The organism is Citrobacter sp. Cf132 (assembly GCF_030333885.1).
In the GTDB taxonomy this organism is placed as follows: Bacteria; Pseudomonadota; Gammaproteobacteria; order Enterobacterales; family Enterobacteriaceae; genus Citrobacter; species Citrobacter freundii.
In genome coordinates this window covers 30271-55300 of the sequence record NZ_JAOWFA010000010.1, presented here as the reverse complement: position 1 = coordinate 55300, position 25030 = coordinate 30271, and the positions used below count along the sequence as shown (strand labels likewise).

The 25030-nt window shown below is 49.6% G+C and carries 19 protein-coding genes; 9 read left to right on the top strand and 10 right to left on the bottom strand.

Going from position 1 to position 25030, the window contains the following annotated elements; all coding sequences use genetic code 11:
• Positions 1-292: 292 nt before the first annotated feature.
• The 7 genes from OGV85_RS00280 to OGV85_RS00250 are packed head-to-tail and all read right to left on the bottom strand — an operon-like array spanning position 293 to position 7320.
• Complete coding sequence (locus tag OGV85_RS00280; protein ID WP_072291321.1) at positions 293-763, bottom strand: YqeJ family protein; 471 nt, start codon at positions 761-763, stop codon at positions 293-295.
• Positions 750-1514: a winged helix-turn-helix domain-containing protein gene (locus tag OGV85_RS00275; RefSeq protein ID WP_061548262.1), complete on the bottom strand. Its 765-nt coding sequence runs from the start codon at positions 1512-1514 to the stop codon at positions 750-752. The genes OGV85_RS00280 and OGV85_RS00275 overlap by 14 nt, the downstream gene beginning before the upstream one ends.
• Positions 1515-1569: 55 nt before the next feature.
• Positions 1570-2226 (bottom strand): fimbrial biogenesis chaperone, encoded by a 657-nt coding sequence (locus tag OGV85_RS00270; protein ID WP_032949285.1) that lies wholly within the window; start codon positions 2224-2226, stop codon positions 1570-1572.
• A 7-nt stretch (positions 2227-2233) separates the two neighbouring features.
• Positions 2234-3577 (bottom strand): fimbrial protein, encoded by a 1344-nt coding sequence (locus OGV85_RS00265; protein WP_057064855.1) that lies wholly within the window; start codon positions 3575-3577, stop codon positions 2234-2236.
• Positions 3574-6051 carry a fimbria/pilus outer membrane usher protein gene (locus OGV85_RS00260; protein ID WP_061548263.1) on the bottom strand — a complete coding sequence of 826 codons (2478 nt, stop codon included), beginning with the start codon at positions 6049-6051 and terminating at the stop codon, positions 3574-3576. The genes OGV85_RS00265 and OGV85_RS00260 overlap by 4 nt, the downstream gene beginning before the upstream one ends.
• The gene (locus OGV85_RS00255; protein ID WP_231877195.1) at positions 6038-6751 is read right to left on the bottom strand and encodes a fimbrial biogenesis chaperone; all 714 of its coding nucleotides are present in this window, start codon (positions 6749-6751) and stop codon (positions 6038-6040) included. Before OGV85_RS00255 ends, OGV85_RS00260 begins: the two co-directional genes overlap by 14 nt.
• 14 nt (positions 6752-6765) lie before the next feature.
• Complete coding sequence (locus tag OGV85_RS00250) at positions 6766-7320, bottom strand: fimbrial protein (protein ID WP_003019947.1); 555 nt, start codon at positions 7318-7320, stop codon at positions 6766-6768.
• 462 nt (positions 7321-7782) lie between these two features.
• On the opposite strand from OGV85_RS00250, the gene OGV85_RS00245 reads away from it, so the two are divergent.
• From OGV85_RS00245 to OGV85_RS00205, 9 genes are all read left to right on the top strand, one after another.
• Complete coding sequence (locus tag OGV85_RS00245) at positions 7783-8169, top strand: hypothetical protein (protein WP_003019950.1); 387 nt, start codon at positions 7783-7785, stop codon at positions 8167-8169.
• Between the two features lie 9 nt (positions 8170-8178).
• Positions 8179-9012 carry an AraC family transcriptional regulator gene (locus OGV85_RS00240; RefSeq protein ID WP_003019952.1) on the top strand — a complete coding sequence of 278 codons (834 nt, stop codon included), beginning with the start codon at positions 8179-8181 and terminating at the stop codon, positions 9010-9012.
• Between the two features lie 157 nt (positions 9013-9169).
• The gene (locus tag OGV85_RS00235) at positions 9170-10636 is read left to right on the top strand and encodes an amidohydrolase family protein (protein ID WP_086504085.1); all 1467 of its coding nucleotides are present in this window, start codon (positions 9170-9172) and stop codon (positions 10634-10636) included.
• A gap of 86 nt (positions 10637-10722) precedes the next feature.
• Positions 10723-12162, top strand: a complete 1440-nt coding sequence (locus OGV85_RS00230) for a DHA2 family efflux MFS transporter permease subunit (protein WP_231877194.1) — start codon at positions 10723-10725, stop codon at positions 12160-12162.
• Between the two features lie 449 nt (positions 12163-12611).
• Positions 12612-17927, top strand: a complete 5316-nt coding sequence (locus OGV85_RS00225; RefSeq protein ID WP_286552860.1) for a peroxidase family protein — start codon at positions 12612-12614, stop codon at positions 17925-17927.
• Between the two features lie 10 nt (positions 17928-17937).
• Positions 17938-19677: a type I secretion system permease/ATPase gene (locus OGV85_RS00220; protein ID WP_016150245.1), complete on the top strand. Its 1740-nt coding sequence runs from the start codon at positions 17938-17940 to the stop codon at positions 19675-19677.
• Positions 19677-21005, top strand: coding sequence for an HlyD family type I secretion periplasmic adaptor subunit (locus OGV85_RS00215; RefSeq protein ID WP_170864050.1), 1329 nt, complete (start codon positions 19677-19679; stop codon positions 21003-21005). The genes OGV85_RS00220 and OGV85_RS00215 overlap by 1 nt, the downstream gene beginning before the upstream one ends.
• A gap of 134 nt (positions 21006-21139) precedes the next feature.
• Positions 21140-21427, top strand: a complete 288-nt coding sequence (locus tag OGV85_RS00210) for a VF530 family protein (RefSeq protein ID WP_003019974.1) — start codon at positions 21140-21142, stop codon at positions 21425-21427.
• Positions 21428-21439: 12 nt separating this feature from the next.
• Positions 21440-22807, top strand: coding sequence for a glycoside hydrolase family 10-like protein (locus tag OGV85_RS00205; protein ID WP_061548267.1), 1368 nt, complete (start codon positions 21440-21442; stop codon positions 22805-22807).
• Here OGV85_RS00205 and OGV85_RS00200 read toward each other — a convergent pair.
• From OGV85_RS00200 to OGV85_RS00190, 3 genes are read right to left on the bottom strand one after another with little or no spacing between them, the layout of a single operon-like run.
• Positions 22804-23322: a hypothetical protein gene (locus OGV85_RS00200; protein WP_003836260.1), complete on the bottom strand. Its 519-nt coding sequence runs from the start codon at positions 23320-23322 to the stop codon at positions 22804-22806. The two genes, OGV85_RS00205 and OGV85_RS00200, sit on opposite strands and share 4 nt — an antisense overlap.
• A gap of 54 nt (positions 23323-23376) precedes the next feature.
• Positions 23377-24648 carry a type II toxin-antitoxin system HipA family toxin gene (locus tag OGV85_RS00195; protein WP_061548268.1) on the bottom strand — a complete coding sequence of 424 codons (1272 nt, stop codon included), beginning with the start codon at positions 24646-24648 and terminating at the stop codon, positions 23377-23379.
• Positions 24641-24955 (bottom strand): helix-turn-helix domain-containing protein, encoded by a 315-nt coding sequence (locus OGV85_RS00190; RefSeq protein WP_003836258.1) that lies wholly within the window; start codon positions 24953-24955, stop codon positions 24641-24643. Before OGV85_RS00190 ends, OGV85_RS00195 begins: the two co-directional genes overlap by 8 nt.
• Positions 24956-25030: the final 75 nt, after the last annotated feature.

The window sequence follows — 25030 nt, the reverse complement described above, 5'->3', positions numbered from 1 at the left end:
TTAAACGGACCAGTGAAGCTTACCATAGCGCGGACATCTGAATTGAGCCACAGGCGGACATTACTATTGAGCCATTACAACGTCAGTGCGCATAATGTATATTATGTTAAATTGAATTTGAACTGTACCAGGCTTCTAATCCCATGGACAAGTTCAGTCTTCACCCCTTCTGCTTTCTCTGTCGAATAACCAATCATGAAGGTCTGAGCAACAAAGTTCGCTCCTGCAGTTGAGATGCTTTGAGCACAAGCACTCTGTATGCAAACGCTATACAGAGTGCAATCTCAACGGTTTAACGCTGACAAAACACCGACGGCGAACGGCTGGTATAGAACTGCCATGTACTGCTATTGAGTCGCAATATGCTGAAATAAAATGGTTCTTTGGGTTTAAGGAAAAAATCTGGCAACGTTCTCGCTAACAATGGATGAATGTTAGTGCCACCGGAACTTGAAGCGACATTTCCGGACTCCATAAAGTAATCATCATCCTTGCGAGTAAAGGTAAACCAGACATTTTGATTTACCGCCAGCTTTTCACCGTTATTATCAGTGATTTTTCCGCGTAAAATAGCTACCCCATTGCTGCCATTAAAAACGTACCTGACTGAAATATCACCACGAATATCTGGATACTCCATTACTAATTCTCCGGAGCAATCAAAATGTGACCGCTGCCAGTTTTGTAACGTCATCGTGACAGTAATTGTTAACGCTACTGCTAAGATGATGCCAACACACCATTTTATATTACGTCCCCACATGTCTGGACTCCGCGAAATAATAATGGGTCACACAATCATTATCCTGCCAGCGGCTAAATTGCTTTCGACAAGTTAATGCGGAGATCCGCGGGAAATTAGGATACAGCGTGAGATAAACCCAGGGATAGCTTTGACAATCCAGCGTACTTGTTTTGATAAACTGCTGGTGCTGATCAAATTTAAGCACATCCTGATTGGCGTACCAGTGGCATCCCTCCCCTACGCCTAAAGACACATAACGACTGAGTCTGGGATCAAACTGTGCCTCCCAGGTCACTATTGCGGCTATAACGCAGCACACAACACCCGCCAGAATCCAGCACAGTGAGCGCATACGCAGTGATTTTGTCACTGTATTTACCGACGTTACCGATGGCGTGACAGAGAGCTCGCTAAGCGGTTCTTCAATCTTCTGTTCCAGCACTTCCAGTTGTGGCTCCAGGCGGATCCCGACTTTCGGTACGGTTACGATAAGTTCTTCATTCAGGCTAAGTTCTTTAAACGCGCGACGAAGCAAGGAAATATTCTGATAGAACGTATTATTGGTGACCTGCGCACCGTTAATATACCAGACATGTTCAAAGAAATAATCACGTTCAATAACCTGCCCCTGTTGTTGAATTAATAATAGTAAACAACGGGTTGCCGGATTGCTTAATGTTATACGTTTGGTCTCATCCGATTTCGCGTAGAGTACGTTCCGCTCTGGCCAGAATACAACGGTACTGTTAAGCAAAAACACGTGTGCCATTATGTTCCCTGAATATGGATTTTTGTCAATTTAGCTAGAGCGAGCACTGCCAGCGTTAATTTACGACAGTTGAAAATCCCCAACGATTTCCTTCATCGTTAATCACAGTAAAGTTTATCTTATTATTCAGCATTTCAGGAGGTGCTGACTTAAAAATTACCTGCCGGGAACGCGGTGAAACCACTATTCCAGTTATGGAATAGTCTCCTGAAGCTACATTAGCCAGAGATATGTTCCAGGAACTCTGATTAACAGCGTAAATCCCCCCGTTTTCATGGTGAAAACTCAGAAGATTGATGCTTTTTTCAGTCAACACGCCTGTGTTTTTCGGTCTCCATAGGACTTTTAGCTGATTTCTTAACGTTAAGCGCACTTTTTCACCAGTTGAGCTATTTTTCAACTCCGCTGGAACCTGGTACACGTTGAGCCAGAATAACGACTCATAATCGTTGGCAAGCCCCGCCCCAGTCGTCATCACCTTTATCTCGCGTTGTTCACCGGGGAGAATTTTTAGCACCGGGGGAAGCACGATAAAAGGCGAACTGGCCTGTGATGGCCCTTTCTCTGGCGTGCCGTCATCTACCCAACTTTGAACCACCACGGGATAATTACCATCGTTGACTAACATCACCGAGCGTTGAGTCTCTCCGTGGTTGAAAATGACCCGAGTAGTACTGATGTTAACCGCCGCATGTAGGCCAAATGCCAGCATCCAGAGGCTACTGAATACGCAATAAAACTTGTACATGTGACTGGTAGCCCCCCGCCGTTAACGTATCTGCACCAAAACTTGCCAGACGAGCTTCGAAGCTTTCGCTGTAGTAATTGATGCCATCCTGGCTGCCATTTTGCTGCGTATTGCTGCCAATGACTGGCATCCAGCCGCCTTCGCTACCGCTGCCGACAGTTGATACCGCCATAAAATTCACCGGATTACCCGCACGGTAAACACGCACGCCAACGCCGCGAGCCCGCCCGGGAGCGCCATATTGCGTATCTAATAGCCAGGTTACGGTTTTACCAGTAATCAAATTAAAACCCCAGGCGCTGTTGACGCTGCTTTCCGGTGCAAGCAGCCCCATTGCGACATTGCTCTTCCCGGTCGCCACACCGGAAACCACCGTTGATTCGCAGGCAAATCCTATCTGGAAGGGCGCTGATGAATACTCCCCCTGCTTGAGCTGGGCCACGGAAATTGGCGGCAGATGCACAACGGGCGTAAAATCGGTAACCTGACACATTGCTGCACGTTTGACGAAGATCCCGTTATTGTACAGGCTAATCACTGACGGCCAGTCATTCGCCCAGCCAGCCCAGTTTCCTCCACGGTGCGGCTGACCTATCTTGATACCCCACGAAGTTGTACCAGGCCCACGAAAAACCACGTAAGCATTGGGATTCACATAACTATTGTAAGTAGCAGACTGCGCCTGGTTGGCGTAGTAGCGTGTATCCAGCGTTTTAATCAACTCGGCACTTATCGTCGAGAAGTTCTTGGCCTTAATCAGGAAGTTGCCATTGGTGTCAAGATCCAGGTTTTCCAGTGGGCGTTGCTGCCAGCTGTCGGTAAAGACGCTGCCTGTCGCATCGTGCGTCAAGCGTAATACGACGTTTTTCATGATGGTCAGATACGCGCCAGGTACATCCGTTGCTTCATACCAGCCAGCCACGGTGTCATCGCCGTTAGTTGACCAGGCTTCATAGAGTTGCCCGGCGGTGTCCGGTGTACAACGGAAAAATACCTGCTCAGGATCGTAACCGCCGCCTTTATGAGCATAAGTGGTAAAAGGGATCCCGCCGCTGGAGGTCAGGATCGTCCCTGCCGGCTGAAAACTGCTATTACTGGTGATATCGACAGACTTACTCAATCCCGGCAATAGCCCGTTCCAGGCATCGTTGCCGCCGCCGGAGCGCCAGTCATTGGCAATGCCGTCCGTACTTGCACTAAGCCTGTGCGTACCTTGTGCGCCACTACTTCCTGATTTATATGGATAAATAATGTATTCACAGGCGGCCTGTATCTGACAAGAAAACAGCGCCAGAACCAGAAAAAATAGTCTCATGAGCGCCCTTTTGTTACGCAAGCTACCGTTAATGCAATTAACGGTTCTGTACGTTGTTGTTGGTTAAGTTTCCACGGCAACGAACAATCACTGCTTTCCAGCATCAATAGTCCCTCTTCTTCTTCAACGCGGGCATATACCTGGTTCGCCTGGGCAACCATCCCGACTACACGACCTCGACCGTTGGTCACAGCCGCTCCCATCGGTAACGTCACGTCACTCTTCACAGTGATGAGTAACGGATAGCCAGAGAGCGTTGCAAAACGCAGTTTTACTGCGGCCCCCGCCATTGGCGCAATGCGCCGTTGACTCTCCTGAAGCTCTGCGTTGGTGTTCATTCCGCTACCGTCGAGAGTCACATTGTTAAAGCGATAAGGTGTCAATGAGGGGACCAGCGCATAACCCCCACTGTTCACAGTTGCACCCTGGCCGCCCCCGACTCTGGCTCCCGCAGCGCCTGGCGCTTCCACCAGGGCAAATGTGTCGCCAACCCACGGGCCGGCAACAATGCCATGGCGATGTACAACGAGCGCCCCGCGTACCCCTGCAGACCATTGCTGATAGTTTTGTGACTGTGAGACGCTGCCGTTTAGCGTGCCGAAAGCCGTATTTTTTTGCAGTGAACCACCCCAGTCGGTCACGCTGTTTGACTCACCTTGCCCCTGTTGCCAGCCAGTGGACAGCGCGTAATTAAGGGTTTCATCCTGATCAAGCGCACCAGACAATGCCAACTGTGCATTGCGCCCAGCCTGTTGAGCCTGACTCGCCGACAGCGCCAGCGTATGCTCACGTTCACCTATACCCAAAGGCATTGAGAGGGTAAGCGTTGCCATGTTTTCTTTTTGCACTTGTGAACGGTCGCCGTTACGCCACCAGGTGTCCTGTCGGCTGAATGACATACCTAACGTCATTCGTCCAAAGGTGGTGTTATACCCAGCCTGCAACTGAGTGCTGCTGCCACGGTCACTGTAGTAATCCATCATTGATCCCGACAGCCATAGGTTTCCGTAGCTGCTCAACGTTTGGTTCACCGTAACGGTAAACTGGTTTTTTTGACGCAGCGTATCCGAGCGCCATTGCGCATTGCTTCCGCTGACGCTTCGCTCACCCAGAACGTCACCGTAGTCACGATACCCTTCTGTGGAATAGCGATAACCCGCCAGCGCGACGTGAGTTCCTATCGGAGTGAACGTTTTGCTCCAGTTGGTTTGCAGCCGCCAGCCACTCATGGTTTGAGAAGCAATCCGGGCCCGCGAACCGGTAACATCGACACCAAAAGCGCCCATCGACGTTGCCAGAACGCCTCCCATCAGGAGTGCCTGATAGTCGTCGCCGATCCGCAAAGCGCCATTAGCGGTCAGGAGATTCGTCATCCCGCGCTCAAGCGTGAAATCGGTAAACAGACCATCGGCGGCGCTGTAATCCCGGGTCTTACCTGCCACCAGACCGTAGCGCCAGACGCCGGGACGCAGTGATAAAGGTACGCTGGCATATGGCACGGTATAGCTACTCTTTTTGTTATCGGCGCCGGTGATTTCAACTTGTAAATCACCGTCCCAGGCTGTATTCGGCAAATCATCAAGTACAAAAGGGCCTTGTGGTACGCTGGTTTCGTAAAGCGTTCGACCATTCTGCTTGACCACAACGCGTGAAGGTGTAGATGCCGTACCACGAATTTCTGGGGCGTAGCCGCGTCGCGACTGTGGCCACATTCGTTGATCGGTTTCCAGTTTGACACCTGTAAACGCCATACTGCCAAGCAGATTTCCCGAGGTGTAGCTTTCGCCTACCGTCAGTAAACTTTCCAGAGATGCGACAGGGTGTTGAAGCCAGGTTTGCAGCGCATCCCAGCGTTGGCTTTCTCGATCGCCATCGCGCCGCCAGTTGGCAGACGACTGTTGGCGAAATTGCCAACTCCCCATGTTGAATCCGCTGCTCAGTCCCAGCCAACCGTAATCACTTTGCTGACCGTTATTTTTATTGTGATAGGCGTGCAGATTGTAGTTACTGAACAACACGCTCTCGCCGCTTTGCCACTGCGACGGCGGTACATAATCCATGGGGGTACGTTTTAATGCCGCTTGAGGAACGCTGAGATTCAGACGCAATAAGCTCTGGTCAAAATCCCAGCGTCCACCGCTGATCCGAGCTTCAGGGGCGAAGCAATCCTGCGCTTGTTCCGACGCTGCTGTTACGCCCTGTTCATCCCAGAATTTCGCCGGAAGACAGGGTTCGGTACGCCCTGCTGTATTCTGGCGAAACAACACATCATCCCGCCCTACATACCGTCCATTGAGCCAGATATCCACGCTATAACGTCCCGCGACCACCGCATCCGGATCGTTGAGCATTGCCAGGCTTTTTTCGTAACCACTCCCAAGCAACAATGTTTCGTCAAAGGTGTAATTGCTGGCAAAAACAGGCATCGCAGCGGGCAAAAAAAGCCACCACCAGCGTGGATTAGTTTCGGACATTGTCCTGTTTCTCCAATGCCACGCGCCCGCTTAATGAGGCTCCCTGATCGTTAATCCAGCGCATTTGCGCGTCGTTCAATTGCGGAATTTTTGCAGGCCACGACATTGTCGCCCACGGTGCGATCGTTTCGCTCTGAATGCGCTGTTTTTTTCCCGCACCGCTGACGTCAAGTGACGAGAGCGCAAGATAGAAACCACTGTTATTGCGTAAATGCAGCTTGCCATTCTGCAGCCAGACCCGGCTGGTGTTCGCCATCTCCAGCGGCGAACCCACCAGCCCTGTGGGTCTGACCAATACTTTTACGCGACTACGTACCAGCACCAGAAGCTGGTTATCGTTTTGCGCATCCTTGCTTATGGGCGGGATCTGAATGAAGTTAAACCACCATAGCGATTCCCTGTCCTGTGCAACGGGTTTGCCGATGTAACGCAGCCGCACAGTTTGCCCCGCGTGGGCCGCCATCCGAAAGACCGGTGGCGTGGTGACAAAAGGAGCGGCCGCAGTTTGTGGTACTGATTGTGCATCGCCATCATCAAGCCAAACCTGAACGACACCAGGGACGTCGCCGCGATTAGTTAATTGCACACTGACTTCCCGGCTGTCTGCCGGATAGATTATCCGGTTGCCAGTCATCACTATGCTTGCCTGCACGCAGAAGCACATCATCATTCCAGCTAAACCAATAGCCAATCCTTTCATCACGCAGATCTCGCTTACAAATAGGAAATGGCGTATTGCACAGTGCCGACAACTGTCCCGGCGGTTGCCCCACCGTTCGGGCTAAAATACTGCACGGCAAAGTCGTGCTCACCGGACGTATTTCCGGCCGCAACGGTGATTCCTGCAACTGGAGTTCCAGTACGCAAATCAATCGGCGTAGTGCCCGCGCTATCGGTCAGCAGTTGTAATTCAACATTTTGCGCTGTACCCGTATTAGCCAGGTTTCCACGCTCGGTCATATTATTTGCAACGAAGACGGTTTTAATATCCAACGCATTAGAATCAACAGTACAACCAGTAACGCCGAGGGTGAATGTTGTCAGGCCTGCTGAAGATGCTGCTGCCGCGAGATCGCTTTTCGCAACAGACGGCAGTAATACTACCGGTCGTGCATTTACACCGTTAACTGTGACTTCGCAAGTTTGTTCGGTCACTTCGCCTTTAAAGGTGATGGTATTTGCTGAATCAGCATACGCTATCTGCGCAAACAATAACGCAAGGCCACCAGCTGCAAATATGTAACTGGTATGAGGATTATTGATTTTCATATTGTCTGTCCTTAATTAATAAATACATCGGTATCGTAATAAATAATTCAATAGTCCCTCTCCGCTGAGAGCGGAGTATTTATTGAGGGATACAGCGACGCCAGTAATGTCTTATGACTCCGTAGGATTAACCCTACGATGATTGCTAGTTTAAGAATAATCCCAGAGATTAAAACCTTTGTTTTCTCAAATCATATCAAGTCAATCTTAAGTAAGAAAAACAAACCATAAAATCTTTATATCTTATTGTTTTTATTAAGTTAATTCGATCATGGTGTGATTAAGGAAATTTTTCTTAAATGCGTGAAAGCAGATGAATTCACAGATTTTCCTCTTCCCCTACGCACCTAAAGCAACATTTCTGGCTTGACTGAAGAATTTTTTGTCCCTTCTCTCTAATGATTTTGTCGTGGCAGGTATCTATGATTACATCATCACTAACGAAACATTTCAGGACCTAACATGAAAATTAACACCGATGATTTCCCGCGAGTCAGAATGGATTATTCAATAGAGTCAGATGCGTCTTCAAATGACATTCTGATTGCAATTTCAAAACTTTTACAAAAAAAACAGCCCTTTGTTTTTATCTGTAGCGGATTACCGACTGAAAGCAATAAAGAAAATGATGATGTTAATGAACGCCGCAAGATTACTACCTGGATGAAGGACAATAAAGCTGCTATTGGCCAACTGATTAAAGGCCATATTCATATCATTCCAGAGACTACTAAGCGCACAGAACTGGAAAGCTTTTCAGTAACCTTCGAAAGATTCTGGGGGTATCCTATGTTTATTGTTGCCACTGAAAACGAGGCCAGAGAGAAAGCTAACGCCCTTCTCTGCTAAGGAATACTGATGTTTATATTTAAGGTTGAGCCAACGTACGTGGAAGAGTTAGTGCAGCCAGTCGTGGTAATTGGTCTCGGTATGGTGACGGAACAATGGGAATTGCCGTTTCACAGTCATAACAAAGCTGAACTTTTATTTGCTGATACCGGGCTTATCACCTTAGAAACTGAACATGATTTGTGGATCGTCCCGCCTCAGGGGGCCGTATGGATACCTGGTGGACTCAGGCATCGGGCAAAATGTAGCGGAAACCCTCGTGGATTTGTGGTGTTCATAGAGCCTGGTACGGTGGAGAATTTACCTGAAACATGCTGCACAATGTCGGTGTCCCCCTTTCTACGCGCCTTGCTTGAGCGAACTGCCGCGCTGCCGCAAAATTATTCGCATGAGAGCGCGGCATCGCGTCTGATAGCCGTTCTGTTAGATGAGATCATTGCAGCGCCGTTGGAATGGCTTCATCTTCCTATGCCAACTGACACACGCTTGCTGGCGCTGGCAAATACTATGCTGTCATTACCCTCTGAGCGGATAACGCTTGCGCAATGGGCTTGTCGGTTGAATATGAGCGAAAGGAACTTATCCCGGCTTTTTGCCAAAGAAACGGGATTTAGTATAAATCGCTGGCGCCGTCAGATGCACATTGTGAAAGCATTGCCATTACTGGCGCAAGGGCTATCGATACAGGTGATCGCGGATCAACTGGGTTATGAAAGCTCCGGAGCTTTTGTCACAATGTTTCGTAAAGCAACCGGCACACCTCCTCGTCGATTTATGGCTGAAAGGATGGCTGATATTCATTCACCTTTAAATATTCCTGCAGGTGGTTTTTACGAATACTAACGATGATTATCTGTATTTATACATGATAACCCCCCCCTTCATTTTACATTGCTGAATATAAACCCAGCACACATATTATCTATTGCAATAAAAACTCCTCGTTTTAAGTAATGTGAGTTTTTATTGTTATGGTTATTTTTATAAGTCAGGAGGAAAAATGGAGTTGCACAAGAAAGTTATTCGTGGTGGTATTTATATTACAATGGATGCGAATATTGGTGATATTAAGAATGGAGCTGTATTGCTTGAGGGGAATATCATCAAAGAAATTAGCCACTCTGAACATGCTTTTGATCATCATCAGGATGCTGAGTTTATAGACGCACATGGCGCTATCGTTATGCCGGGCATGGTTGATGCACATCGACATAACTGGATGTCGCTTTTCCGTGGTGTTTCTACAGAAGAGTCATTACCTGCCTTTTTAATCAATACATTCTACGCGTTTGGAGGGGTATTTACTGCCTCAAATATGTATGCGGCAGTATTATCAGGAAATATCAATGCTATTAACGCAGGTACCACAACAGTCTATGAAATTAACGATTGTGTGAATACGCCTGACCATGCTTTTAATGCTATTCAGGGGATGAAGGACAGCGGAATTCGTGGCATCTATGCCTATGGTATGCAGGTCTATAACTTTGAACCGTCCGGTTTTAAATCTCAGGAAGATCGTCTCGACATGGCCAGGCACCTATCCTGTACGCAATTCAACAGACAGGATCGTCTTGGCATGGGGATGTTGATTTCCGACCTCGGCACAGTCCCGTTTGCTCATTCGGCCCAGCAAATCAGGCTCACTGATGAGTTGGGAATCAAATGTGTTTCTCATACTGGCGCAGCCAAAACCTCAATTCTGTTACGCGGTTTGAGAGAGTTGGATGATCATGGTTTATTACGCCCCGGCCATCTGCACGCTCACAGTAATGGTTTAACAGGCGAGGACTGGAAACTGATTGCCCAAACCGGCGGATACGTGGTCAGTACGCCATCAAGCGAACTGCAAATGGGCATGGGTTTTTTACCATACCGGGCATGCGTTGAACATGATATCCCCTTCGGTCTTGGCACGGATCTCACGGGCGTTACAACTGATGATCTGTTTACACAAATGAATATTGCACTCCAAATTGAACGTGCTCTGGCGAATGACCAAATTCACCAGCGTGACAGTATGCCTTTTGAGATCACCCCGACCGTTCGTGATGCGCTTTACTGGGCAACGATGGGGGGCGCAAAAGTGATGGGGCTTGCTGATGAGATTGGCTCGCTGAGCGTCGGTAAGAAGGCAGATCTAATTATCATTCGCCATAGGGAAGGTTTTGTTCCGATGATGAATTATGCTGGCGGTGTCGTACAAATGACCCACAGCAACGATGTTGATACTGTCATTGCCGATGGCGTTATTCGTAAACGTCACGGAAAACTATGTGGTTACGACCTGGCAAAAGTTGAAACGCTTGCACAAAGCGCATTTGATAGCCTTGCCAAAAAATCGAAATCTTTTAATACGCTGGCGGCCAGTGATATTGAGAAATTTTTCCGACTGGCTGAGCGTAAAGCATCGTATCATTTCGCACAGGCTTACAGTAAAGAGTATTTTGATCGTACATTGAATTAATAATTCACCCTGCTTTCACGCCATTCGTGTATTCGGATGGCGTTATTTTATATCTATTGATGACTTTCTGAATAAATGTGAAAACAATGAAATTAAGAAGACCAGAAAAAGAAGTGCACTCACCAGTACTGATGTTGAGTACCCTGATGCTTGGCGTATTTACAGGATTATTCAGTGAAACTGCGCTAAACATGGCATTAACCCAATTGATGCATGAATTTTCCGTGGTTGCAGGCGTTGCGCAATGGTTGGTTACAGGGTATTTATTGACGCTGGCCGTATTCATGCCGGCATCAATCATATTGATGAAGTGGTTCAGTACCCGGTCATTAATCATCATTGCGATTTCACTCTCTTTTCTGGGGTGCCTGATTTCAGGTGTCTCAGAAAACATGATGATGTTAATGACCGGGCGTATTGTTCAGGCTATTGGCACCGCGATACTGCTACCCGTGCTGATGAGCGCGGCCTTACTTATTTTTCCGTTGCATCAATGTGGAAAAATAATGGGAGTAGTAGGTGTTTCTATTACTCTGGCGCCCGCGTTAGGACCAACAATATCAGGATTAATTATTACCGTGCTGAACTGGCGGGCGATATTTTTTATATGTGCTTCAATGTATATCGCAGCATTACTACTGGCCATTGTTGCAGCAGAAAATGTTGGGGATATTACTCATCCGCGCATTGATGTGATATCGCTATTATTATCATCCATCGGGTTTGGCGGCATCATCTGCGGGTTGGCTGCGTTGTCTGAAAATCCTGCGTCATCAGTCCACTTCTGGGGCGTTTTCCTGATGGGAATTCTGTGCCTTATCGCATTGTTCTGGCGACAAACCAGAATTCGTTATCCATTGATCAACACAAAAATATTCTCATGCCCGATATTTACAGTCGGCTCGCTTATCATGATGATGAGCATAATGAGCGTACTTGCCACCGCGATTATATTGCCCATCTATTTTATTGATGTCCTGGTAATGCAACCTGCTATGGCCGGTCTGATTTTACTGCCGGGTAACATCGTGAATGTTCTCTTTTCCCCGCTGATTGGTGCCCTCTATAACCGCTATGCGATGAGACCTTTTATTGTCCTTGGTTCTCTGTGCCTCGCATTGAGTGCAACGATATTCCTTATAATTACTCATGGATTCGCAGAGCAATGGGCGATTGCCGCCGCGTTTATGTTGTTATGCTTTGGTGTAACGTGCATTATCATGCCGGTACAAACAGCAGCTTTGAGTTCTTTGCCTAAATCTTTATATTCTGATGGTACATCTGTCTGGAATACGTTGTATCAAATCTCCGGTGCCGCCGGAGCCTCGATCGCAATCAGCCTGATGTCATCTTTTACCGCAAGAGCGATGAATGGGAAAGCCAGTACACCTGAGATTTTCGCCTTATCATCAGGAATTCATTCGGTGTTTTATTTTATTTTATTCCTGGGGCTCGCTTCATTAGTTGTATCATTCTGGTTACGAGAGCCACAACAAGGAACCTCACCCGATACGTTAATCAACTGATATTGTTACTGTTTTTATTAAAACAAAATGACATCTTTTGAAATGTAAAGAAATGAAAATACAATCTTATTCATAGAAAAGTATGAGTGAAGTCGGCAAAGGAAAAACCATAGTTATGATCATAACAAAAATGTAATACGAGGTTAAAAAAACGACGCCTGTGACCTTGAGAAGACTCAGTCTTCTCAAAACCGCGTGCCCTTAATATGTACGCGGTCCCACTCCGGGTCGCAAAATCGAATAAATAAGGTCTGACTCTTATTTTCACTAAGTAATACACTGGAGAACAACGCTAACCCGGTTGTGGATATCTTCAATATTTTAAAACATGGAGTCAAAACATGTAATAACCATCAGGTATCTTATACGACTCATTCTTCTGTCTGCTTTTGTAAGCAGAAGAAAAGAGTGGTGATAGCCAATACAAGTAAAGATAGGGGTAATGACTTATGGCCTCACAATATGACTTTACTGTCACCCTCCACGATCTTGCTTTTATTCTTAAGCAGATCAAAATATCCGAAGCGGCAACTAACCCAGACGGGAGCGTTAATGCTGAAATGCTTCGGGAATTAGTCTCCAGCCCACTCTTGCCCTATGGACTTCGCACGGTAGATGGTTCATGGAATAACCTTTTACCAGGTCAGGAATTATACGGCTCTGCCGATCAGACAATGCCGAGATTAACCGCATTAAACTGGCAGGATGCGGATCAAATGACCAGCTATATCCAGATTGGCGGTACGGTCATTGATGCCGACCCACGAATAATTAGCAATTTAATTTCAGACCAGACGGCCTCAAACCCGGCCGCGCTGGAGGCTTTTAACGCATTAAAAGATGCGCCCGGCGGCGGGACTGTTACTGGGGATGGCAACTTATCCATCCCCAATCAGTCTCCCGATATTGGGCTCTCCCCTGCGTTTAACGGCTGGATGACCTTCTTTGGCCAGTTTTTCGACCATGGTCTGGATCTGATTCCGAAAGGAGGCAACGGTATCGTTTTCATTCCGCTCCAGCCCGATGACCCTTTATATGTTGAAGGGTCGTCGACAAACTTTATGTTATTAACCCGGGCAACGGTGGATGAAAACCGAGAGACAGTAAACCTGACGACCCCCTTCATCGACCAAAACCAAACCTACACCTCCCATCCTTCACATCAAATTTTCATCCGCGAATACGTCATTATTGATGGGAAACCTGAGCCTACCGGGAATTTATTGGGTGGTGCAAACGGTGGACTGGCGACCTGGGCTGACGTTAAAAACCAGGCTGAAACCCTGCTTGGCATTAAACTCACCGATCATGACGTGTTTAATGTTCCCCTGCTGGCAACGGATCGCTACGGTAATTTGATTTTAAGTGAAAACGGAAAGGTACAGATTGTTACCACCGGGGGGCTGGTTGAAGCCAACGGAGGCCTGTTACCCGCGGAGACGTTCCGCACAGGTCATGCGTTTCTGGATGACATCGCTCATACTGCCGTGCCAAAAGCTGGTCTGCTGGCAGATGATGACAGCGCCATCGGCGGAGAAGGACCGCAACCGGCAGGAACCTATGATAACGAACTGCTCGATCGCCACTTTATCACCGGTGACGGGCGCGGGAACGAAAATATAGGTTTAACCGCGGTGCACGCCGTTTTTCACAGCGAGCATAACCGCCTGGTTGAGCAGTATAAAACCACTCTGCTGGAAACCGGCGATATCGACCTCATTAACCAGTGGTTGATGCCCAACCACCAAATCACGGAATTACCTGCCGATACCAATACTCTGGTATGGAACGGTGAGTACTTATTCCAGGCAGGCCGCTTCTCCACGGAAATGCAATATCAGCACCTCGTATTCGAGGAGTTTGCCCGTACCGTACAACCTGCCGTCGATCCGTTTGTCTTCTCCAACACGGCGGATATCAACCCGCTGATCTTTGCAGAGTTTGCGCATGTTGTTTACCGTTTTGGGCATTCAATGCTGACAGAAACTGTGGCGCGTACCGACATTGATATGCAAAACGGTGATATTGACCTGATTTCAGCATTCCTGAATCCGGTAGCATTTAATCAAATAAACGGGGCCACCGTTACGGACGATCAGGCTATTGGCGCAATCGTGCGTGGTATGACGCGTCAGGTGGGTAATGAAATTGATGAATTTATTACCGATGCTCTGCGTAATAATCTCATCGGCCTGCCCCTGGATTTAGGCGCGCTTAATATAGCCCGCGGTCGTGACACCGCAATGCCGACGCTGAACCAGGCCCGCGAGCAGTTTTTTGCTTTAAGCGGCGATAGCCAACTGAAGCCTTATACCAGTACCTACCTGAAAAATCCCGCTTCAATCATTAACTTTATGGCCGCCTATGGCCAGCACGAACTGATCCTCAACGCTACCAGCCTTGAAGGTAAGCGCGCAGCGGTTAACTTCCTGTTGTTTGGTGATGCTAACAATTCCCCGCCTGCGGATGCGATGGATTTCTTTAACAGTACCGGAGCGTGGGCAACCAAAGAGACCGGTCTGAATATGGTCGATTTCTGGATTGGCGGGCTGGCTGAGCGCAAAAATGAATTTGGCGGCATGCTCGGCTCAACCTTCAACTTTGTTTTCGAAACACAAATGGAAATGCTTCAGGACGGTGATCGTTTCTACTATCTGAGCCGCGTTCAGGGGCTGAACTTACTCAATGAACTGGAGGCCAACTCGTTTTCCGCGCTGGTAATGCGTAACAGCGATCTTGGTGATGAGGGTTCCTCCCACCTGCCCGCTAATCTGTTCCAGACACCGGACCATATTTTTGAAGTGAACCGCGTGCTGCAAACGGAAATCGACCCGAAATGGGGTAATCCGCTGAAGGATCTGCTCTCGCCGTTGTTGGTGCGTCGCGACCCAGGGGTGGATGTTGACGGCGATAGTTTTGCCGATGGTGGGTATCTGAAATATACCGGCGATGGGCATGTGGTGCTTGGTGGGACGGCAGGCAACGATACGTTAATCGGCGGTAAAGGGATAGACAGCCTGTGGGGCGATGGCGGAGATGACCGACTGGACGGCGGTGACGAAGCAGATGTGGTCCATGGCGGTGACGGTGATGACATTATTACCGATACCGGAACGCCTGTTGGTGATGCGGACTTCCTGCATGGCGATGCCGGACATGACGTTATCTTCTCTGGTAACGGAAACGATCTGGTCTTTGGTGGCAGCGGCAGCGACTTCGTGGTGGTCGGCGAAGATGCGCAGGAGGTCTTCTCGGGTCAGGATAACGACTTTGCGCTTGGCGGCTCGGGTGGTGATTTCCTGATGGGCAACGAAGGCGATGACTGGCTGGAAGGCGGCGACGGGTTTGACACGCTGGCGGGTGACAACTCTGAGTTGTTCTTCAACAGTACCATTATCGGTCACGATGTCCTCAACGGTCAGGGTAACGACACCGACTACGATGGCGAAGCCGGTGACGACATCATGGTTCAGGGCGCGGGGATCCAGCGCAATAATGGCATGGCCGGTTTCGACTGGGCTATCCATAAAGGAGACCCAAATGGCGCTAACTCTGACCTTGGGATCCCTATTTTCGTCAACCAGCAGGAGTTTATTCTACGCGACCGTTTTGATCTTGTTGAAGGGCTGTCGGGCTGGAAACACGACGATATCCTGACCGGAACAGAACAGCCGATAGGTACTGCGCCTGTTCAGGGCGTTCCCCTCTCTAACAACCTGACCCAGGAAGGTGCGGACCGGATCAACGGTCTACAGGCTATTCTCGGTGTAGAGCGTTCTACAAATCCGGACGCGGTGCTACTGAATCCTGATGATGGTAGCGATATTTTACTCGGCGGTGGTGGTAGCGACCGCATCATGGGTAAAGCTGGTAACGATATCATTGATGGTGATGCGTGGCTCAACGTCCGTATTGCCGTTACGGGTATGGCGGGACTCACCAGCGCCGAAGGTATGGCCGAACTGAAATCGTACATGCTGGCCGGCACGCTGAAACCGAATCAATTGTCGATTGTGCGCGAAATTCTGCATGAAGGTAACGGCACGGAAACTGACGTCGCGGTGTACCGTGATGTCAGCAGCAACTATGTCTTTACCCGTATGGCGGACGGTAGCCTGCGCGTCGATCACGCTACGCCGGATGCCGCGCTGAACCTGAATGATGGCATCGATCGTCTGTTGAACATCGAAAAACTGGAGTTTGGCGATGGGAAGCAGCTGTGGGTGACGGGGCAACAAGCGACGGGCGATCTGACCATCAGCAATCCTAATCCTTCGGTGGGTGACCTGCTGCGCGTCAACGTGGCGAACTTGCTGGATGGTAACGGGCTGGCGGCGGATGTGGTCATCACTATGACCTGGCAGGCATTCGTCAACGGCCAATGGCGAGATCAGGCAACAGGCGTTGAGTTCAGAGTGCCTGGCGCTATTCAGGGCGCACCGTTGCGTGTGGTCGCCAGTTTTAACGACCGCATGGGTGACGCTGAAACCCTGGTGTCGGCACAAACTCAGGCAATCCTCCCGCGCAATCAGGCCACGACCGGTGTGCCAGTAATTAACGACCTCACCCCAACTGAAAGCCTGACGCTGACCGCGGTGGTTTCAGGTATTGCTGACGCTGATGGTCTGAGCGGCGGTAATTTCACTTATCAATGGAGAATGAGTTCGCCAACCGGATTCGTCAACATTAACGGTGCGACATCCGCTACCTATACGCCGGGCCAGGCTATGGTCGGCAGAACGTTGCAGGTGGTCGTTACCGTCGTCGACGATGAAGGCAACCCCCCTGTTGTCCTGACGTCGACCACCACCCAGCCTGTAGGCGATCTGATTGTTGGTACCAACGGGGCTAACACCCTCGTCGGTACTGCCTGGAGCGATATCCTGCGCGGTGAAGGCGGTAATGACACCTTACTTGGCGGTGCAGGTGACGATCTGCTCATCGGCGGTGCTGGAAACGACAATCTCTCTGGTCAGGCGGGACAAGATATTCTGCAAGGTGATGCCGGTAACGACACGCTTGATGGCGGGCTTGGTGCCGACAGTATGACCGGCGGCGCGGGCGATGATACCTACATCGTTGATGATTTCGGTGATGTGGTTATCGAAGGTGTGAATGGCGGCACGGACGTTGTCCGAACCAGCCTCAGCAGCTACGACCTCACCGATAACGTGGAAGAACTGGTATTTACCGGCAACGGCAGTTTTATTGGTACCGGTAATGCCATTGCAAATACCATTACGGGCGGTTCTGGTAACGACTATTTGTTTGGTATGGGCGGTAACGACCAGTTGTTTGGTGGTATCGGGAATGACTTCCTCGATGGCGGAGATGGCGTTGATAACCTGCAAGGTGGTGTTGGCAACGATGTCATGATTGGCGGTGCGGGCGCGGATACCCTCTCCGGCGGTAGTGGGGACGATATTCTCAATGGTCAGGAAGGTAACGACATTCTGGACGGTGGTACCGGGAGCGACATCTTCGCCTTTGGGGCCAACTTTGGGCAGGACCGAATTACCGGTTTTGACAGTAACCCCAACGGCGGGCAGGACTTCCTTGATCTCGTCTTGTTAGGTATCAATGCGGGTAATTTTGCCAGCAACGTGTCTATCACCGGAAACAATGGCAACACCATTGTGACTATCGGTACAGACACCATCACATTGGTGGGCGTCAATTCGACCACCGTGAATATTGGTGACTTTTATCTGGAAATGCCCACTACCCTTGCCAGCAACAATGGCAATAGTTCATTGATCGTATAAGGAGAAGACTATGTCGCGCCAGCATACGCCAACAGAACTGAATGATGCATTAAAGGGAACGAAACCCACTTTTCTGATGCTGTTGTTTTTTAGTTGTGTGATTAATATGCTTATGCTGGCGCCGGCAATTTATATGCTACAGGTTTACGATCGTGTGCTGGTCAGTAAAAATACCACCACGCTGTTAATGTTAACCTTATTGATTGTCGGCTTGTACATCGTTATTGCCATGATTGAATCTGCCCGCGCGCAGGTTATGGTCAGGCTTGGCAACAGGCTGGATATAAAGCTAAGTCAGTTGGTCTTTAACGCGGCCTTTAAAAGAAAGATGGTTACCGGTGATAACAACCCGGCGCAATCTTTAGCCGAACTGGATCAGATCCGTCAGTTTCTTTCCGGGAATAGTCTGTTCGCCTTACTGGATATTCCCTGGACGCCGATATATCTGTTCATCGCCTTTTTGGTCCATCCCCTGCTGGGATATCTTTCTCTCGGCGGAATAACATTATTATTTATTCTGACGCTGGTATCTGAAATCTCTACCAAGCGCCCGATTCAGCAAGCGCACGCCTTAACCATTAACAATGCCAGCAAACTGAATAAACAGCTGCAAAACGCCGATGCCATTGAAGCGATGGGGATGCTTTCGACCCTGAAGTCCAACTGGCAGGAGCAACATAACAAAGTGCTGGCGCTACAAACACAGATTGCCGACAAAACGGCCGGGTTAAGCAGTCTCAGCCGCTTTGTGCGGGTATTGCTGCAGTCGATTGCGCTGGGCGCCGGGGCTTTACTGGTGATCGGCGGCCATATTACCCCGGGCTTGATGATTGCCGCCTCGATCATTCTTGGCCGCGTCCTCAACCCGGTAGAGCAAGTCATTGGCAGCTGGAAGCAGTTCGTGCAGTTTCGTAGCGCGTGGCATCAGCTCTCAACCTTGCTGAAGGAGTATCCGGCGCCGAAAGAGGTACTGACCCTGCCGCGTCCGAATGGCAACATCAGCGTCGAAAGCGTCTTCGCTGCAGCCCCCGGCCAGCCTTCCCCGCTACTGCGTAATATCTCATTCCAGCTGGAGCAAGGTGAAGTGCTGGGGATTATCGGCCCTTCAGCCTCAGGAAAAACCTCGCTGGCAAAGGTTCTGGTTGGTGTCTGGAAACCGTTATCAGGGAAAGTCAGATTAGATGGCGCAGATATATGCCAGTGGGATAAAGCGCTGCTGGGCCCGTCTATTGGCTATCTGCCGCAGGATGTGGAACTGTTTGACGGTACCATCGCACAAAACATTGCCCGCTTCGCGCAGAATGACAGTGAGCTTATCGTCGCCGCCGCATTACTGGCAGGCGTTCATGAGATGATCCTGCGCTTGCCGCAAGGTTACGACACACTACTGGGCGCAGGTGGATACCAGCTCTCCGGTGGGCAGCGGCAGCGCATCGGGCTGGCGCGCGCCGTGTATAACAATCCTGCGTTTATCGTGCTTGATGAACCGAATGCCAATCTTGACGACGCGGGCGAATTTGCACTCGTTAAAGCCATCAATGCCCTGCGTACCCAGGGACAAACCACAGTCATTATCTCACACCGCCCGACGCTGCTCGGCGTGGTCAATAAGGTTTTGTTGCTTAACGATGGCGTTATACAGGAGTTTGGTACCCGCGATCAGGTTTTTGCCCATTTGCGTCAGGCCAACGTACTGAAACCGGTGGCTACGCCTTCTCCATCCACGACTGAACAGCAACGTGAGGCTTGATGATGAAAAAGAACCCCCACAACACGGCCTCTGCTGGCGTAGATACCAATATCTGGTCGCCGATTATCCGGGGCGTGATCGTCATTGTGCTTGGTGTCGGTAGTTTTATCCTCTGGGCAGTGCAAGCTCCGTTAGATGCGGGCGTGGTCGCCGATGGTACGGTAACCGTATCGAGTAACCGCAAAACCATTCAGCATCTGAGCGGCGGTCGGGTAACCGATATCTTTATCAAAGAAGGCGACTTCGTGAAGAAAAATCAGGTCCTCGTCCGGTTGGATAAAATGCAGCTTGAAATGCGTTTCAGCGCGTTGAATGCCCAGTATATTTCTGCAAAAAGTATCGAAGATCGCCTGTTAGCAGAACGCGATGACCTGGATGTGATCCGCTTTAATACTACGCTGACGCAGCAATTCTCTGGCAATAAACGGCTATCAGAAGTCAGAAATCTGCAGGCTAAACTTTTCGATACCCGTCGCAAAACGATTCAGGATGAACTGTCGATGATTCAGGAGACGCTCGATGGTCTGGTTGGACAGACGGATAATCTCAATAAAATAAAAGGCTATCGCGACCACCAGTTTTCTCTGATTAACCGGGAGTTAGGGGCTATTCGGGCGCTGAGTGAAAAAAACTATTACCCCAAAGCACAATTACTGGTGCTGGAGCGCGAGGCAGCAGAAATATCTGGCAGCGTTTCAGAAGATATTCTTAACATTGCCAAACTGAAATCGCAGCAGAACGAATTAAAAATTAAAGCCTACCAGGTGCGTCATCAATATTTACGTGAAGTTGAGTCTGAACTGACGGAAAACCAAAAAGAAGTGGCAATGCTGGAGGATGAATTGGTATCAACGCGTCATGAGCTGGATAACACCGAGATCCGCTCACCGATTAACGGTATTGTGCTGGATGTTAAAGTCAGTACCGTGGGCGGCGTCATTCAGCCTGGAGAACATTTGATGGATATCGTCGCCGCCGGACAACCGATGCAAATTGATGCCAAAATACCCGTACATGCCATTGATAAACTGGTCCCCGGTTTAACCGTTGATGTGCTGTTCCCTGCCCTTAACCATGCGCTGTTACCGTCGGTTCCGGCCCAGGTTCTGACTATCTCTGCGGACCGCTTAGTTGATGAAGCCACTCAGCAGCCTTACTACCTTGCGGAAGTACAGGTTTCAGCAGAGGGCGCGCGTTTGCTGGGCGATTACAAAATTAAAGCGGGAATGCCCGCCAGCGTGACGATCAAGACCGGTGAACGAACCCTGATGAGTTATCTGTTTAAACCGTTGATTGCCCGTCTGGAACTGGCTTTTAAAGAGTATTGATCCATCCATTGCCGGTATGACGTACGGCTTGTCGCGCCATACCGCTTTCTGCCGTTGCTGGCAGCTTTGCTTTCTTGTAACCTTCTTCCCGTCTCACTACTGACAAAATCTGGAACCACTGAACTGGACTTCATATGAATGCTCATAATTCTAAAGACCCTTTACATGGCGTGACGCTAGAAATGCAGGTCAATGCCCTGGTTGAACGTTATGGTTGGGCTGAGCTGGCGCAACGCATTAATATCAACTGCTTTAAAAATGAACCGAGCGTTAAATCCAGTTTGAAGTTTCTGCGCCGTACGCCGTGGGCACGGGCAGAAGTAGAAGCACTGTACCTGGACTCTCTACATGACCAGGCCTCAAATAACACTCCCGAACCGGCCTTCGATCCCTGGGCTAACAGCCGCAATAAGAAGAAATAAGAGCAAAATCAGATGGCAGCATCCGGTTTCTTTTCAGGAAATTATCAGAAAAAACTGGCGAAGATTATCGCCCGTTCTCGTGCCAGACTACCGCTGACCAACATGAAATGGTTTGCTGTACTTGTGGGCAGTATGTTGTTACTTGGCAGCTGTTCTTCACAACCGCCCGGCCCCAAAACCACTCCGCAACCTCCGGTGAGCAAACCTCAGCAGAGTAAGGAGCCAGTGCGTGGGATCTGGCTGGCGACGGTTTCACGTCTTGACTGGCCGCCGATCTCATCCGTGAACATCAGTTCACCTGCTGTACGCATCAGTCTGCAGCAAAAAGCGCTGACGGATAAGCTGGACAACCTGAAACGACTTGGTATTAACACCGTTTTTTTCCAGGTTAAGCCCGATGGGACCGCATTGTGGAAGTCAAAGATTCTGCCGTGGTCAGATACCCTGACCGGCACGATTGGCCAGGATCCGGGTTACGATCCGCTGCAGTTTATGCTCGATGAAGCGCATAAGCGTGGAATGAAAGTTCATGCCTGGCTTAACCCCTATCGCGTGTCTGTAAACACCAAACCTTCGACGGTCACTGAATTAAACAGCACGCTGTCACAAACACCGTCCAGCGTATACGTTCTGCATCGGGACTGGATCCGCACCGCGGGCGAGCGTTTTGTGTTAGACCCCGGTATTCCCGAAGTGCGTGACTGGATAACCAGCATCGTGGCGGAAGTGGTTGAGAATTACCCTGTTGACGGTGTGCAGTTTGATGATTACTTCTATACCGAGTCTCCTGGCTCTGCGCTCAATGACAGCCAGACGTTCAGAAGATACGGCCAGGGATTCGCTTCCAAAGCTGACTGGCGCCGCGATAACACGCAACGGCTGATTGCCCAGGTATCACGGACTATCAAGAAACTCAAGCCTGAGGTTGAATTCGGTGTCAGCCCTGCGGGCGTATGGCGCAACCGTTCGCACGATCCAGCGGGCTCCGACACGCGCGGTGCGGCAGCGTATGATGAGTCTTATGCCGACACCCGCCGTTGGGTGCAACAAGGCTTGCTGGATTACATCGCACCGCAACTCTACTGGCCTTTTGCCCGCGATGCAGCGCGCTACGATGTACTGGCAAAATGGTGGGCAGATGTCGTGAAATCAACCAACACTCGCCTCTACATTGGTGTAGCGCTGTATAAAGTTGGTGAACCATCGAGAAAAGAGCCAGACTGGACGGTCAAAGGCGGTGTGCCGGAACTGAAAAAGCAGATCGATCTAAACGAGACCGAACCGTACATTAACGGCACGATCCTGTTTCGCGAAGATTATCTTAATCAACCGCAAACGCAGGAAGCTGTGGCCTATATTCGCAATCGTTGGGGACGTTAATGGTTGTTCTGAGCGGGAAGCCTGAGCCAGACGCTCACGTAGCGGGTAAATTTCCCCACAAAAATTCCGGCGAACATACCGCCAGTAATGATAGCCAGGGCGCTCATTGCGGGTTGACGTAAAACGTCGGGGGAAATGGCGTTAAGTACGCCAAGTACGTACTTAACGCCGAATGCCATCAGCATAAATGGCAATGCGGAATAATCTGCCGGACGGTGAATACTCCGTGGTGCGCTACTGCGGCTCAAACGGCCGGGGTTAATTAATATGTAGCCAATGATTGCGCCGCTGAGGATACCTATCGCCCACTGAATATACGTAATGAGGGTCGGGTCGCGATAAGTGATTAAATCGTAGATATCCCAGACTAAAAAAATAGCGGGGATCAGCGCCAGCTTTTCCAGCGTGACAGTGGCAGGTGTTCTGGCTTTAATCCCTCGATACAGTAGAAAGGCAAACAGCAGATACACCCAAACTGGCGTGTTTTTCAGCATATTCACGACAAATTCAGCCATAACGTTGCCTCGCTCAGATTTAATTCTTCGCTAAGTGTAGCGGCTGTCTCTGCATCACAGGGACATTAACCGGCGGACATTATCATTAATCTGTTTCTGTATCGTATTCAGCGTAGTTTGTGTTATCTGATCGGCGTATTTGTCTTTGGCTGTAACGCTTAGCGCTGTTGCATGGTGGCAGATCTTATCGATTATAGCGTTTACATGCTCAGCTGATAGCTCAGCTTCCTGTACGCCAAGCTGCTGCAGGTGCTTTCTTTCGATATCCAGCGCTTCTCCCAGCACGTCCATTTGGTGATACCCGCCGGGTCCTTCGCACCAGGTCACGTCGTAAGCCGGAGCCAAAGTCCAGTTTCCTGCGGCTGACATTAAATAGGCAAAGTTTTTGGGATGGTCATCGCGGTTGTTAAATGCCACGTTGAAAACCACGCGTTCGAACGCTTTCGCTTTTTCTCTGACATCATTGGTACAAATCTGTGTGGCGCGCAGAAAATCCCGGTAATCTAAAGCACCGGGTATCTGGTAATTTGCACCGGTAAATGCCGCCAGGCTCTGCATAGGAATACGGACCGATTGGTCACGGTCGAAACGGCGGGTAGCAAATGCCGCCTGCCCGTCAGGCAGATTAAAATACGCGGTATCAGGCGTAGTGATCCCACATTGCCGCAAACATTCAGCATACACCGCTTCGATGGCACATACCTCAGCATGCTCATGCCTGGCAGGAAATTTAATCAACCAGCTTTCGCTCCCCGGGAGAGGCGCAGTGGTGAACTTTGACGTGACACTGTCACGATAAAGTAACGCTTTTGGCCTGGCCCCTTGCGGTGAACCGCCCATCTGGAGCAGTTTTTGCAAGAATTCCCCGCCTTCGCCGCTCAGGACTTCCTGAACCTCAGATGCCAGTTGTTCGAGAGGAACATCCTCTTTTGAAAGCGTCTCGGCATCTGACTGAACGGGCCGGAACGTCATGGCGCCCATTGCGTTATTGCCGACCCAGGTTAATCTCTCCAGAGGTCCTATGCGCGCTGCGTTGAGTCCACGGCGTTTAAATAAACGATCCATCAACAGCATACCCCAACCATCAGGTAGCGAATCGTACACGGGTCCTGGTAATCCCAACTGATGAGCCGGGAAATCCCTGCGTAAACGAGGACCGTTCAGTGGTAACCTTAGCCGGGACAGCTCCAGCCCCTTACGTATAGCGTCTTCACTGTATTCAAAGGCGATCAACGGGCGTCCGGTCAGGGCTGAGGAAGACACCAGTTTTCCCCACAACCATTTTTCACCCCAGCCTTCATAAAAGATATCGACTTGCTCAGGCATCAGTATTTTTCCTTTTCACCCGCTGACGTGCCGCGCTCTTCTCGTAACGCAAAATATCATCCAGACTGTCGATCCTGGGTTTGAATAAGCCCTCCAGCGCGTCACCATAGCCTAACACCATCGCGACTTTGACCAGATTCTCAAATCCTACATTTTTACCTGCTTCCAGATTCGAAACGGTATTCACACCGACACCTGAACGCGCGGCAACATCTGCCTGCGTCATTTGCTGCGCGAGCCGTTCCTTACGCAATCTGTCGCAAAGTAGTTTGACGATATCGGCTGCTGTATTGAGCGTTAAATCCATAATATTGGCTCTTATTGGAATAAAAACGACTTTACACCCAATATTATAGAGTTAAGCGGGGAATGATTCAAAGTT